Genomic DNA, 14,984 nt, shown 5'->3' on the forward strand with positions numbered 1-14,984 from the left:
TTAAACCACACTACACCCATACACATTATAACAAACAGTTTTTAATGGGTAAATTAGCCTGTGTTAAACAAGGCCCGGCAAGTTGTTATGCCTATTTGGCGAAACCGTGAAAAGCTGCTGTTTTAAAACCTGATAAAGCCCAATTTAGGATTGCAAAAATGAGCCGGATTACTGCCTTTATAGGTATGAGCGTTTGCGAAATTTTTGCTGGCTTTGCTTAAAACATTGATATATTTATAAACCAATTATAATATCTGCTAAACAGATTAATAAATTTTATTAATACTTAATTGTACGCCTTTTGTATGAAACACCTTTCCGTTTTTAGCTTTTTGCTGTTTAGTTTGTTTTTTGCTCAGGCGCAAAACCCCATCGGAATGCCTCAAATTATTAATTTCCCGAGTGCAAGTTATAGGGGTGGCAATCAAAACTGGGACATTCAGCAAGATGGTAACGGTATTGTTTATTTTGCCAACAACGAAGGGTTGTTAACCTATAACGGCCAAAACTGGAAACTATACAGCATTCCGAGTAAAACCGTGGTGCGATCAGTACACATCGACAACAAGGGGAAAATTTATATTGGTGCGCAAGATGATATAGGCTATTTTTATCCAGACCAGTTAGGCATTCTTAAATATTTTTCCCTAAAACATCTTATCCCTAAAAAGGAAAGCTCGTTTAGTGATGTGTGGAACATTGTTGAATTTAACAATCAAATATTTTTCAGAACCAACGAAAAAATATTCAAATTGAATCAAAAAACCATTAGCACTTACAATTCTAACCCGGGCTGGTTGTTTTTGGGCAAGTGCCAAAACCGGTTATTTGCGCAGGAAAGAACCAATCAGTTAATGGAATTTGCAAATGATAAATGGAACTTGGTTTGCAGGTTACCCGGCCAGGCACTAATTACCGCTATTGTGCATTACGAAAAAGATAAGTTACTCATAGCCACACTCAGAAACGGGCTTTTTTTGCTTGATGGCCATCAGCTAAAAAAATTAAATACCCCAATGGACAAGCAGTTCTCGGCCGTCCGTATCAACAGCGCGCTGTATATTGACGCGCAAAGGTTTGCCATCGGATCGGCTTTTGGAGGCTGTTATATTATAGATCATTCTGGAAATCTGGTACAGGTGTTTTCGGACAAGCAGACGCTCCAAAAAAACAACGTGCGCAGTTTATACCTCGACCATGATAAAAATATATGGCTGGGGCTTGACGATGGAATTAGTTTTATTGCCTATAACAGTTCTATCAAACAAATTTTCCCCGACGCCAATAAGCAATCTTCTACCTACGCGGTTAAAATGTTCAATAAAAATTTGTTTATCGGCACTTCAGACGCGGTTTATAAATTACCGGTGAACGATTCGACAAAAGATTTAAGTTATGCAAACGGTGTTTTTAACGAAATACCAAAAACCGAAGGGCAGGTATGGAACCTCAACCTGGTGAATAAACAATTACTATTAGGGAACGAAGATGGCGCCTATACTATAAACCAGGGCGATGTTCAACAAATTTACCCCTTTCCGGGTACCTGGTTATTTAAGCCACTGTCGTTAAACAACAATACATCGGATGTAATATCCGGAACTTACAACGGGCTTCGTTTATTAAAATATCAAAACAATCGCTTCCTGGATAAAGGCATACTCGATGGGCTTGAAGAGTCGTTACGTTTTTTAACGGTAGATTATGAGCACAATACGGTATGGGCCTCGCACCCTTATCGGGGTGTTTATAAAATAAGCTTATCGGCCAATCACCAGCAAATAACAAACAGTATACTGTATAATCAAAAATACGGTTTGCCTTCGTCGCTCCATAACTATGTATTCAAAATAAAAGGGCGCGATATAGTTTCTACCGAAAAAGGTATTTACCAGTATAACGCAGCTACAAATAAATTTGGCTTGGCCCCATATTTTTTCCCGATGTTTAAAAACAGCGAAATTCAATATCTTAACGAAGATGACGATGGTAATATCTGGTTTATAGGCAACAAAAAAGTAGGTGTGGTTGATTTTAGTAAAGCCGTGCCAGGCAAGCCGTTTTCAATTTATTACTTTCCCGAACTAACGGATAAAGTGCTACCCGGTTTCGAAAACATTTATCCTTACAACAAGCAAAACATTTTTATAGGCTCAAACCGCGGCGTAATCCATATCAATTATCAAAAATATTTAGCAAACCTGCAAAAACCCAATATTTTACTGGGCCTGGTAAAAATAATTGGCGAAAAAGACAGCGTAATATTTGGAGGATATTTTAACCACGGCGGCAACATACTGGCCGCGCAGGATAAGAGGGCAATAGTAACTTTGGCTTCGCGCTTTAATTCCTTCCATTTCGAATATTCGTCAACCTTGTTTGAGCAACAAAATAACATCCAGTTCAGTTATCAATTGGCGGGCTACGATACAAAATGGTCGTCATGGTCGTCAAAAAGCGAAAAAGAGTACACAAATTTACCTTATGGCACGTATACCTTCATGGTAAAAAGCCGCAATAACTTGGGTAACGAATCTAATTCGGTATGCTATACCTTCATTATCCAACCGGCATGGTACCAAACCCCATTAAGCTATGCTATTTATACGCTGATGCTTTTGGGCTCGGTTTACCTTATTGTTATCATCCAACAAAAAAAGCATAAAAAAGCCGAGCTCAATTTAAAATACATCCACCAGCTTGAGCTGGAACATAATGAAAAAGAGATTGTTTCGCTAAAAAATGAAAAACTCAAAAACGAAGTAAACTTTAAAAACAAGGAGCTTGCCACTACTACAATGCACCTGGTACAGCGGGGAAAATTGATGTCGAAAATTAAAGAGGGTTTAATGGGGATTCAGGATGCGCCCGAAGGTGCTAAAAGCGCAGAACTTGTTAAAGTTTTAAAGCTCATTAACGAGGCAGAAAAAAATGATTCGGACTGGGATCATTTTGCGGTACACTTTGACCAGGTACACTCGGATTTTTTGGCAACCTTAAAAAACAAGTTCCCGGCTTTAAGTGGCACCGACCTTAAAATATGTGCCTATTTGAAAATGAATTTAAGTTCGAAAGAGATTGCCCAGTTGATGAGCGTTACCCTGGGCGCGGTTGAGGTTAGCCGTTACAGGCTTCGCAAAAAGCTGGACCTGCCATCGCATGTAAATTTATTTGATTACCTGCTACAGGCAACAAGCCAAACATTGTGACAAAATCATCTTTTTTAACATAAAGCTCTTTTACATAGCCATATCAATGTACACCAATAGCCTATTACAAATTGGCGCAATTTACTGCCGATAACACGCTTATAATACCCGGCGAAATTATTTCAAAATAAACAGCTTACCGGGCGAAGGTTTTTTGTTTTGCTGTCGTCTAAAAAAGTATTATCCAATTTAATTTTCTACAACCCAAACCTAATTAAAATGAAAAAGCTATTGTTTGCTATTGTGCTGCTTGGTGCCGTTATTATATATAGCTGTAATAAATCTTCCGGCGGCTCGGGTTCAACGGGTGGCACTACAAACACCACAAGCACAACTTACAATGCGTTATATATTCCGCCAACATTAACAGGCACATCGTTTAATATCTCGTTAGCTAAATCAAGCAAACAATTTTTCGCTACAGGCGCAGATACGCCAACCTACAGCTATAATGGGTTACCGTTTTGGGGGCCAACATTAATATTTAACAAAGGCGATAACATTACACTTAACGTTACCAATAACTTAACAGATACAACTACCGTTCACTGGCATGGGTTCCATATCCCGCCGATAATGGATGGCGGCCCGCATCAAAAAATTGCACCTGGCACCACCTGGTCGCCGCACTTTGTGGTGATGAATAGTGCATCAACCTATTGGTTTCACCCGCACCTGCACGAAAAAACCTACCAGCAGTTAACCATGGGTGCAGGTGGCTTAATTATAGTGAGAGACCCTATAGAAACGGCGTTGAACCTGCCCCGTAATTACGGTGTAGACGATATACCACTGGTATTAACCAGCCGCAGGTTTAACGCCGATAACTCCTTTAATACCAATGTAAATGATTATGGCGACTACCTGCTGGCTAATGGCACCCTTAACCCGCAGGCTACTTTACCCAAGCAATTTGTACGGTTTAGGATATTGAATGCCGAAATTGAACGCGCTTATAATTTAGGCTTTGGCGATAACCGCACCTTTTATGTGATAAGCAACGATGGTGGCCTGCTTGATGCTCCCGCACCTGTTACCCGGCTGGTGTTGGGCGTAGGCGAAAGAGCGGAAGTATTGGTTGATTTGAGTAACGATGCTGTTGGTTCAAACGTTTCGTTTAAATCGTATAACAGCGGGCAAACCTTTGGTTTTCCGGGTGGCGAGCCGTCAACCTCGGGTGCTTTGGGCAGTTTGCTTAACAATACCACTTTCGAGGTATTGAACATCAACGTGGCCGCAGCCACAAGCGGTGCAGTTACTGCCATCCCAACCAAACTCACCACCAATACCTACCTGGCCGCAAGCGATGCAACCAGTACCATTGTAACCAATATAACTGCCGGCCAGGGCAGCTCGGAGTTTGCGTTTGATAATAATAATTACAATTATATAACCATTAACCATACCATACCCTTAAATACGGTTGTAAAATGGACTTTTGTTAACAGCAATGTTTTTGGGCACTCCATCCATATTCATGATATACAATTTAAAATTGTTTCGAGAAGTTCGGGCACCATACAACCTTACGAGCAGGGCTGGAAAGATTCGTTCTTTTTGCACCTCGGCGAAACGGTTTCGGTAGTTGCTAAATTTAATGATTTTGCCGATGGAACTAACCCTTATATGTACCACTGCCATTTTCCAAACCATGAGGATGCCGGGCTAATGGGCCAGTTTTTAGTAACTCCTTAATGCCGCGTTTTGTTGTTTTATTAATAGCGGGCATTTTGTTGCTTGCCGCTTGTAAACCGCCGGCAGGCAACAAGCCGCCCCAACTTTTGGTTAAAAACTTTGACCCCAACCTGCTGCATACCGATAGCGGCTGGTTTTACAAGGGCAAAGCCTTTAACGGCTATATGATTGAGGTTGACCGCGACAACTCAATACTATACAAATTACCTATTATTGAGGGCAAAGAGCAGGGCCAGGCATTTGGCCGCTTTAATACCGGCGAAAAGCTGATGCTGCGAAACTTTAAAGACGGAAAAAAGGAGGGCTCTTTTGAGCAATGGTGGCCCAACGGTAACCTGCACTACTTATTTAATTACAAAGGCGATAAAATGGATGGCCGGCAAATGGTTTTTTACCCAAACGGGAAACATAGGCAGGAAAGTAATTTTTTAGATGGTAAAGAAGAGGGTATACAACGCCAGTGGGCAGCCAATGGGTCGCTATTATCAAACTATACCATAAAAAACGGTACACTATATGGAATTATTAAAGTTAAAAGCTGTTTACCAACGGGGCATTAATATGCCGCCAATTGCAGCATTGTTTTTACTGCTTTTATGCGGATGCCGTAGTAATACCGATACCCTGCCATTTTATAATACGGCCGACTTTACAGCCGAATGGATAAGCAAAAGCGACCCCGCATACGCCAACATACATACCATTGATAATTTTGCGCTCCAAAACCAGTTGGGCCACGGTATTAATAAAGATTCGCTTACCGGGCATGTGTATGTTGCTAATTTTTTTTTTAGTACCTGCCCCAGTATTTGCCCTGTAATGATGAGTAACCTACAGCAGGTATCGCACCAGTTTGCCGATAACCCCGAAGTGAAATTAGTATCGTTTAGCGTGATGCCCTGGCGCGATGATGTGAAGCAATTGCATGACTATGCCTCCATACATCATATAAACAACAACCAGTGGTACCTGCTAACCGGCAACCAAAACCAAATATACAACCTGGGCCGCCGATCGTACTTTTCGGAAAAAAAAGCAGGCTTAGGTAAAGATAATAGTGCTTTTTTGCATACCGAATCGATGTTGTTGATAGACAAAAAGAGCCGCATCCGCGGTATATACACCGCCACAGATACCGGCCAGATAAAAAGAGTTATTGCCGACATTTATATTTTGCTGAAAGAAAAATAGCCGAATAAGCTTTCTCAATACGGCCCAAAAGTTAAAGTTATTTTATAACGCAAAACAACCTTTAACATAGCTACAATAGCTATATCAAACTAAAGCAGCCCGGCAAATTCAACAAATTCAATATCAAAAACCCTATTATTCAATACGTTAATTGGCCATTTTTATGCGTAATATGGTAAACGAGTAGGGCTTAATAAGCAGGCTTATGTTATTACCTAAAATTGGCAATTGCTGTTGCACAGGGCTTAACGCAGCTGGGTTATCCAGCGAATTAACCTGTTGAATATCATCACTTTGCAGGGTTGTTAAAACACCCTCCTGCTTTTTTATCTTTTGGCCGTTTATTAAAAAATCGCTGTTTAATGGCTTTGGTGTGGTATTAACAAATTTTATAATCAATTCTTTGGTTTGGCTATCAATTACCGCCGTTGCAAAGGTTCCGTTTTGGCCGGTAACAGGCTGTTTGTTTAATTGCAGTGGCACAACATCGTTACCTTTGTTTAACGAGTACAGCTGTTGCACATAATAATCGGGCGTGGCGTATGAGCGTAAATTATCAAACCAAATCAGGTCGGGTGTCCATTGCCAGCCATCAACACTGGCAAATAACGGCGCATACGAAGCCATGTTAACCACATCGGCATTACGCTCCAGGCCCGTCATAAAGGCAGCTTCGGCAAGCGCGCACTCCCAGGTGTTTTTATTGTCGGGGTTACCGGTTGATATGCTTTGGGCGGCATATTCGCCTGCAAATATCTTGGGCCCCTTGCGGTCGTAATTATCATAACGTGTAGCATTATCTCTAAACCATTTAGGCACCGCGTAGTAATGCTCATCTAAAATATCGGCTCCTAAACTTCGGAATGTTTTGTTAAGCAGATCAAATTTTTCGCCACCCGGATCGGGCCCCAATGCCGAAACGATTTTTATAGCAGGATATTTACTTTTGATGGCCTTGGTAAAAACCTTCCACCTATCAATATATTGCTCGCCCCATTGCTCGTTGCCAACCCCAATCATTTTTAAATTAAACGGAGCCGGGTGCCCCAAATCGGCACGCAGTTTACCCCATTTGGTGTTGCTATCGCCATTGGCAAATTCTATCAAATCCAACGCATCCTGAACATAAGGATCCAGACTGTTTAAAGGCACCAATTCTCCCGTATTAAATTCGCAGGCCATACCGCAATTTAAAATGGGCAGCGGCGAGGCGCCAATATCTTCGGCAGTTAAAAAATACTCCATAAAGCCCAACCCAAACGATTGGTAATAATCGGGCGTAAGGCGGTGCTTAAACTCCGTGTTCCAGCGGTTAATAATAGTTTCGCGCTTATCAATATCACCTATACTTTTTTTCCACTGGTAGCGGTTATTTAATTCGCGGCCCTCCACAATACAACCGCCGGGGAAACGCAAAAAACCCGGTTTCATATCGGCCAGTTTCTGCACAAGGTCTGCCCGTAAGCCGCCTGGCCTGTTTTTCCAGGTATGTTGCGGAAAAAGCGATACCATATCTATATCTATAACCCCTTTACCGCTCAGCCAAACATATAGCTGTGCTTTTTTTGCCGTGGCTGTGGCTGTAAATTTTGCTGCATACCTTGTCCATTCATTTCCGGTTGGTGTAATCTCGGTCTTGGCTATTACATTGCCGTTATCGCCATGCAGTTCAATAACCATTTTTACTGGGCTCCCGGCAGTTTGCCTGGCCATTACACTAAAATTGTAGTCCTCGTTAGCGGTAATGCCCATTCCACGAAACCCTTCGTTTGATAGCCCATACGCGCCACCATCCGTTGTTATATTTGCTTTAATAAAATGCGCATTTTCGGGCCGCTCAACAGCTCGGTTTATCACTTCTATCCTACCCTCTACACCATCTTTTTTATGCTCTGTCCAGGCGGCTAACGGCATGTTAAACTAAAACGAACGGTTTTTAATCAGTTCGGCATAAACCCCTCCATCGGCAGCCAAATTAATATCTTCAAAAAATATCCCATACATGGTAGGCTCAACATGGGCCTTAACAACATTGGCACTAATGGTATAGGTTTGCTTATTGTTGATAACCTGAGCTACACTTATTTTACAGCATATTGAAAGTGATAAAAGGACAATGTATTTCTTTAACATTTTAAAGGGTTTATTTTTGGATAGTTATTATTTTGAAGCCGCAATTACGAATCAAATATACAAGCGGCGCATTGCAGTTGCAATATTAAAGTTAATAATTGCCGCTTAAAAAAAAAGCTGCCACCCCTATATTTTAAGAGGTGGCAGCTTTTAAAAAGGTTGTAAGAATATTAGTGTTAAAGAATACGGATTTGTTATTTGGCGTTGCAATTGTTTCAACCAATTAACATTAACCAGCCGGGCATTTAATTATTTTATCCGGTAACCAACTCCAATACCAATTATCCACGGGTTGATCTTGGTTTCTGCATTGATGCTTTTTAACACCGGAGCCAAATCGGGACTGCTTGCCGGGGTGAGGTTGGAAGCATCAACAGTAGCGGTGGTGGATAACAATAGCTTTTTAAGATCCACATTCAGGAAAAACTTTTCACTGATATCATAATCTATCCCCGCCTGCGCGGCAAATGCAAACTTGTTTTTGTAGGCTACACTGGCTACAACCGGGCCCTGGCTTGCATTGTAGAAAATAGTGTAGTTTACACCAGTGCCAATGTATGGTTTAAATGCCGTGCCTGTGGGCAAGTGATACTGTAAGGTAAGCGTTGGCGGTAACAACCAAACCGAACCCAGATCAACATCGGCAGAAGTGCCGCCACCAATGGCTGATAAGTTTGACCCCTTGGTTTTTATGTTATGCTTAGAGGTGCCGAGTATAAGTTCTGCCGAAAAGTTTTTGGCAAAGAAGTAGGTAATATCCAGTTCAGGTATATAAGCATTGCTGATATTAATACCTCCGCCGATTACGCCGATGGTCGCGCTTTCCTGCGGTAGTACCCCAATCGCCCTAAGGCGGATATCCCATTCATTTTTTTCTTGTGCGAAGCTGGTTACGCCACTAAATAAACATAGCGCTAATACAAAGAGTTTTAAATTTTTCATACTATCATTTTTTAATTATGGCACAAATATATCCGGGCGCTAAGCCGGTTGAAATGACAATAAACAGCGCAATAATTGATATTTATCATTGCGAGATTGGCAAAAATAACCAAGGATTAATTGAAGTGTGATGAGGATCACAACCGCATATGTGCGCACATCACATTTTTAAGGCGATTTCCCTAACATTATATTGCGCTGTTTTGCGCTATTGGTTTTTACTTTATATTTAACACTTAAAAGCAAAATGGTGCCTGGGTTTAAACTTATAATTCCGGCTTGTCACATCTCATTCCGTTAACAAAAAAGCTCAATAAAATGTGCCGGATTAATTTATGCCAGGTTAGTTCTAAAAATAAATTGGCCATACAAATATTAAATGTAAAATATGTAAAGGTTGGCCCTATGTACCGGCTTACTTTTAAGGCTCAGAAAGGCTTGAGTTACCATTTAATTGCACAACAATAATTAACGATGAGATATCTAATCATAATTCCGTTCCTCCTCCAGTTTACTGCGGCAAACGCCCAGCTAAACAGCTATAATATTGCCGCTTATGGCGCTATTAATGATAACCAAACCAATAACGCGCCGTTTATTCAAAAAGCAATTGATGCCTGCTCGGCGGCGGGTGGTGGCCGGGTTATTATTCCGGCTGGCGGAATATTTGTTAGCGGGCCTTTCAAACTGCGGTCGTTTGTGGAGTTACATGTGGAGCCCGGTGCAAAAATATTGGCCAGCAGCAACGAAGAACTATATACAGAAAGCGCATTTAGAGCCAATAAGGGCGAGGGCACCATATGGATTGGCGGCGAAAACCTGCAACAGGTAAGTATAAGCGGCCACGGAATAATTGACGGCAATGGAATTGCCTTTATGGGTAAGGAACTACAAGACTCCTATGAATTAAAACCCTTTGATAAAACCGACCCGCGACCACATTTACTAACGCTCATTAATTGTAAACAGGTGCGCATAAGCGGTGTAAAAATACAAAACTCTGCTTATTGGACGGTGCATTTAGTAGGCTGTAACGATGTTGCGATAACCGACATAACTTTACTTAACAGCGTAAAAGTTAGAAATAGTGACGGAATTGATTTAGATCATAGCAAAAACGTAAGGATAAATAATTGTTATATCGAATCGGGCGATGATTGTATTTGCCTGAAAAACAGGCGCGAATATGAGGAATTTGGCGCTTGTGAAAACATTACGGTAAGCAACTGTATTATGACATCGAGTTCATGCGCCTTTAAAATAGGATCGGAAAATATGGACCGGATAAGCCATGTTGTGGTAACCAACTGTATTATAAAAAACAGTAACCGGGGGCTGGGCATTCAAAACCGCGACGAGGGCACAGTAAGCGATGTTGTGTTTTCAAATATCCTCATCGATTCGCACTTTTTCTCGGATGTTTGGTGGGGTAAGGCCGAGCCAATTTACGTAACTGCCTACCGCCGCGCTACAGCCAATAACAAAGATGCGGGCTGGCGGTTACCAACGGGGCAAAAAGAAGGCAAGGTAGGTGTTGTAGAGCGCATATATTTTAACAACATTAAGTGCCGCAGCGAAAACGGGGTTTATATTAGTGCCGAGACAGCCAATAAAATCTCGCATATTTATTTGGATAATATTGATGTGGAAATAAACAAAACTACCGGCTTTGCAGGTGGCGTTAACGACAGGCGACCAAGCAACGTGGAGGGCTTGGTAAAAGCCAACACCGCAGGCTTTTACCTGGACAATGCTACAGGCATTTTTATAAATAACTGTTCGGTAAACTGGGGTACAAACCGTGCGCCTTACTTTGTTCATGGCATAGAAAGCCACGGCGTTAAACAATTAAAATTAACCGGCGTAAACGCCGTTGCAGCCTTTAGCGGAAAAACAGATGTTCAAATTTTAAAATAGCTATTCAAATATGCGTTTTTGTTACCTTATTTTAATATTGTTGCTACCTGGTGCAACAAGGTAATAACTGCTGTGCCCACCACAAACAGATGAAAACCCCAGTCCGGATATTGCGCCACAATGTGCGCAGTTTGACTGGGGTTTGCGCTGCATGCCCAACGGGGCACCTATAAATTAATTAACCTCAAAAGTGATGTTAATACCAAAAGTATTTACAGCAATGCTTTTATTTTTGGATTATCGGCAATTGGTTAGATTTGATACCCGCGCCCGAAGCAACCACAGTAAAGCTACCGGCTTGCATGCCCGATAGTACTATTAGCTGCGCCTTACCACCAAATAAACTGCGTTGCCATTGGCCCGGTAAACATTTATCGGCCTCATGGCTGCTCGGGTCGCCATTGCCAACGCCAATAATCTGCGCATCACCCTTAATGTCAAAATGCAGCATATTCAGGGCATCGGGTACTTCGCGTCCGTTTTTATCAACCACGCTCGCATTAATAACCACTGCATCTTCGCCATTGGCGGTTAATATCTTTTTAGATGGCGAAAGCACAATGCTGTAAGGTGCCCCGGTAGTTTCAACTTTAGCGGTAATTACCTTTCCTTTTTTATGTGCAACGGCAACAAGTTTACCGGGCTCATAATTAACCGTCCAAACTAAATGGCTGTTACGGGGCATTTCTTTTTTCCCGAGGCTTTTGCCATTAAGGTAAAGCTCCACATCATCGGCGTTGGTATTTACCCAAACATCAATTGGTTTGCCCTCTTTTCCTTTCCAGTTCCAATGTGGTGCAATATGCAGTATGTCTTTATCTGTCCACCAGGATTGATAGTAGTAATAAACGTTTTTAGGAAAACCGCACATATCCATAATCCCAAAATGCGAATTGATGTTGGGCCAACGGTATGGTGTTGGCTCGCCGCGGTAATCAAAACCGGTCCAGGCAAAACCGCCCATAAACCACGGCCTTGCATCAGCAATTTTCCACCAGGTTTCGGCTGTTGATGCCCACGAGGGGAAGGTAACATCATAATCGGGCACGTAAGCGCGCACCGTATCTTTAACATAAATGCTGCGGGTGGTAACTGTGCTGGCTACTTCGGTACCTATAATGGGCTGCAAAGGATGCTCTTTGTGGTAAGCATCAATGCCCAATAAATTATAATTAAAACCCCTTACCGGGATTACCTCGTTTACGCCCCGGTAAACGTTACCCATATTGGCGGCATAGGTACTTGTTCTGGTAGGGTCAAGCTGTTGTTGTAACAATATCTGGTTTTGTGCTATACGCTTGCCTATATCTGTGCGCTGGGTAACATACTCTTCGTTACCAATAGACCACATAAAAATGGAGGCATGGTTACGATCGCGCAATATCAAATCACGATATTGTTGTTCGTACTCCTGGCCGCTGGTTAACAAACGTGTTTCGTCCATCACCAGCATCCCCAGGCTATCGCAAGCATCCAACAGTTCGGGCGTTGGCGGGTTATGTGTTGTACGATAGGCGTTAACGCCCATCTCTTTTAATAACCTGATGCGGTAATACTGCAACTCATCCGGCAATGCCGAACCTACCCCGGCATGATCCTGATGACAACTTACGCCTTGTACCTTTAACGGTTTACCATTTAAAAAGAAACCCTTTTCGCTGTCAAACTTAAAAGTGCGCACGCCAAACTTAACGTTGATACTATCAATAGTTTGCCCGTTAGCCTTTATTAACGATACGGCCCTGTAAAGATAAGCATCATCTAACGACCATAAGCGGGGATTGATGATGGTCATCTCGTCAACCAGTAATTTATTTTCGCGTATAGCTTCGGTAAAAGGAATTTGCTTGCCTTTGGCTATAATTTTGCCGTCCCTGTCGGTAATGTAACTATATAAAGTTGCCGCCGCAGCATTAATGCCCCTGTTTTCAATATCGGCTTCTATTTTTACCTGTGCTTTTCCGTCTGCCACCTCGGCATGCGCAAAAAGCCCTCCTGCGGTTTTAAAGTGTACGTTGTTGTAGCTGTTGAGCCAGGCATGGCGGTATATGCCTGCACCTTCGTAAAACCAGCCTTCGCTTTGTGTGGCATCAGCACGCACAACCATCACATTGCTTTTTCCAAACTTAATAAAGTCGGTTATATCAAACGCAAAACTGTTATAACCGCTACTATGGCCGCCAATATAATAACCGTTCAACCAAACTTTGCTATCCCGGTAAATACCATCAAATTGAATTTCATAGCGCTTGCCCGAGTCGGCTTTGTTAACCGTAAACGTTTTACGGTACCAGCCAATACTATTTTGAGGGAACAACGCGCCTACAGGTTTATAACCATGCGAATCGATATCGTCATTTTTTACATATTGAAATGGCAACGCCACAACCCAATCGTGAGGTAACCTTACGTTTGCCCAGGTAGAATCCTTAAAATCAGTAGCTATGCAAGTGCCGGCCGTTTCGCCCGATTTTGAAAAAATATTACCGATGCCGTAATCAAAATCGCGTTTGGCGTCTGCCGCATTGCCAAGGCTAAACTTCCAGTTTGCATCAAAGTTTTGATGGCTGCGCGTGTTTTGCTTTTGCCCGCTGGCCACCACAGGTATCATACTTAAAAAGAGTATAACACAAAAGTGAAATTTTCTATTTTTCATTTATAGCTGTTGTAATTAAACAAAGATGGCCCGCTTAACGCGGGCCAATTCTCATTTAATAAATAATAAGGAAAATCAGTTACTCAATTCAATTAAACCGATGTAAAGGTATCACCAACCTGCCAGCTCATCTACTCCAAAATTGGCTAAGTATAGCCCAATATTAACCTGGTTAGTATAGCTATAAATACCTTATTAAAAACCAACAGCTACCAACTCAAGCTTCACTTTAGTTTTTAAGCATTTTGTACCTTCTACCTGTACCTTATTTGTTCCATCTATCTGTTAATCGTTGCGCTTCTTTTGCCGAAATATGCATAATTGTGCCATGCCTGGGATGGAAATCCATAGCAATTTCCTGATCGACAACCTGGAAATTTTCCAGATCGGTACTTTTGCAAAACTGGTATTTGCCTTTCATGTATACATCGTACATCAGTATCCAGGTATCGGAGTTAATGAGCTTAAACACATCGGCACCCTCTACAGCTTCTTTGGTTTGGTGCAAATATTTATCGTACAGAACGTACCCTTCCGTCAGTTTATCCGATACTGCTTTTTTTATGCCGGAGCCACTGCCCTCGGTTTTAAAAAATAAGTTGTATTTACCATCCTTAACAGCAATAGTACCATCAATGGTAGCACCGCTATCGGCCTTAAAAAACAGTTGTTTGGGCGTGCTGCTTAATGCGGTAAAATCTTTATTGGCATAGGCGTAATATATTTTATCTGGGCCGTTTCCAAACCGCATCGACCAATATACCATGTATTTTTTTTGCGCCTCATCGTAAATTGTTTGAGGTGCCCAAACCCGGTTAACCTGCGCAAACTAGGGAAATGTATTTGGGATATTTACAACGTTTGAACTCCAGTGTATCAAATCTTTCGATTTCATCATAACCATACCGTAATTTGCGCCCCAGCCGTTTTTAGATACATTCATATCTGTGGCTACCATATAAAACGTTTTTCCATCGTGCGCCCGCCATATATGCGGATCTCTTACACCACCGGTAAAACTAATATCTGCCGAGTTTAGCACCGGCTCGTCGTTATTTAAGGCTTTGTAATGATAACCATCGGTACCTATTGCAAAATGGATGGCTTCTTCTCCGGCACCGTTACCGGTAAAATAAACAAATAAATACGCGCTATCGGTTTTTGAGGTAAGGCCGTTTGCATAGCTGTTACAAAAACCAAACGTGACGACGAAGAGAAACAGGTGTTTTAAAATTTTCATA

The 14,984-nt window shown here is 41.9% G+C and carries 11 protein-coding genes; 5 read left to right on the top strand and 6 right to left on the bottom strand.

Annotated elements, in window-relative coordinates:
* The first annotated feature begins 305 nt into the window (after positions 1–305).
* From BDD43_RS23415 to BDD43_RS23430, 4 genes are all read left to right on the top strand, one after another.
* On the top strand, positions 306–3,209 hold the full coding sequence (locus BDD43_RS23415) for a helix-turn-helix and ligand-binding sensor domain-containing protein (RefSeq protein ID WP_121200281.1): 2,904 nt from the start codon (positions 306–308) through the stop codon (positions 3,207–3,209).
* A 219-nt stretch (positions 3,210–3,428) separates the two neighbouring features.
* Entirely contained in the window at positions 3,429–4,904 is a 1,476-nt protein-coding gene (locus BDD43_RS23420; protein WP_121200283.1) for a multicopper oxidase family protein, read from the top strand.
* Positions 4,904–5,464 carry a toxin-antitoxin system YwqK family antitoxin gene (locus BDD43_RS23425; protein ID WP_121200285.1) on the top strand — a complete coding sequence of 187 codons (561 nt, stop codon included), beginning with the start codon at positions 4,904–4,906 and terminating at the stop codon, positions 5,462–5,464. The genes BDD43_RS23420 and BDD43_RS23425 overlap by 1 nt, the downstream gene beginning before the upstream one ends.
* Positions 5,421–6,095 carry an SCO family protein gene (locus tag BDD43_RS23430; RefSeq protein WP_246001760.1) on the top strand — a complete coding sequence of 225 codons (675 nt, stop codon included), beginning with the start codon at positions 5,421–5,423 and terminating at the stop codon, positions 6,093–6,095. Before BDD43_RS23425 ends, BDD43_RS23430 begins: the two co-directional genes overlap by 44 nt.
* A 147-nt stretch (positions 6,096–6,242) precedes the next feature.
* On the opposite strand, the gene BDD43_RS23435 is transcribed toward BDD43_RS23430, so the two are convergent.
* The 3 genes from BDD43_RS23435 to BDD43_RS23440 all read right to left on the bottom strand — a co-directional run bounded on the left by BDD43_RS23435 (position 6,243) and on the right by BDD43_RS23440 (position 9,170).
* A complete protein-coding gene (locus tag BDD43_RS23435; RefSeq protein WP_211339722.1) occupies positions 6,243–8,009 on the bottom strand; it encodes an alpha-L-arabinofuranosidase C-terminal domain-containing protein in 1,767 nt (588 codons plus the stop codon).
* Between the two features lie 6 nt (positions 8,010–8,015).
* On the bottom strand, positions 8,016–8,228 hold the full coding sequence (locus BDD43_RS30425; RefSeq protein ID WP_211339723.1) for a hypothetical protein: 213 nt from the start codon (positions 8,226–8,228) through the stop codon (positions 8,016–8,018).
* A gap of 249 nt (positions 8,229–8,477) precedes the next feature.
* Positions 8,478–9,170: an OmpW/AlkL family protein gene (locus tag BDD43_RS23440; protein ID WP_121200287.1), complete on the bottom strand. Its 693-nt coding sequence runs from the start codon at positions 9,168–9,170 to the stop codon at positions 8,478–8,480.
* A gap of 474 nt (positions 9,171–9,644) precedes the next feature.
* On the opposite strand from BDD43_RS23440, the gene BDD43_RS23445 reads away from it, so the two are divergent.
* Positions 9,645–11,087 carry a glycoside hydrolase family 28 protein gene (locus tag BDD43_RS23445; protein ID WP_121200289.1) on the top strand — a complete coding sequence of 481 codons (1,443 nt, stop codon included), beginning with the start codon at positions 9,645–9,647 and terminating at the stop codon, positions 11,085–11,087.
* A gap of 226 nt (positions 11,088–11,313) precedes the next feature.
* Here the strand turns inward: BDD43_RS23445 and galA are convergent, their stop codons facing one another.
* The 3 genes from galA to BDD43_RS30670 all read right to left on the bottom strand — a co-directional run bounded on the left by galA (position 11,314) and on the right by BDD43_RS30670 (position 14,983).
* Complete coding sequence (gene galA, locus BDD43_RS23450; RefSeq protein WP_121200291.1) at positions 11,314–13,743, bottom strand: beta-galactosidase GalA; 2,430 nt, start codon at positions 13,741–13,743, stop codon at positions 11,314–11,316.
* 265 nt (positions 13,744–14,008) lie between these two features.
* Positions 14,009–14,509 carry a glycoside hydrolase family protein gene (locus BDD43_RS30665; protein ID WP_246001762.1) on the bottom strand — a complete coding sequence of 167 codons (501 nt, stop codon included), beginning with the start codon at positions 14,507–14,509 and terminating at the stop codon, positions 14,009–14,011.
* Positions 14,510–14,572: 63 nt separating this feature from the next.
* Positions 14,573–14,983 carry a glycoside hydrolase family protein gene (locus BDD43_RS30670; protein WP_246001764.1) on the bottom strand — a complete coding sequence of 137 codons (411 nt, stop codon included), beginning with the start codon at positions 14,981–14,983 and terminating at the stop codon, positions 14,573–14,575.
* Position 14,984: the final 1 nt, after the last annotated feature.

It is taken from the genome of Mucilaginibacter gracilis (assembly GCF_003633615.1).
GTDB lineage: Bacteria > Bacteroidota > Bacteroidia > Sphingobacteriales > Sphingobacteriaceae > Mucilaginibacter > Mucilaginibacter gracilis.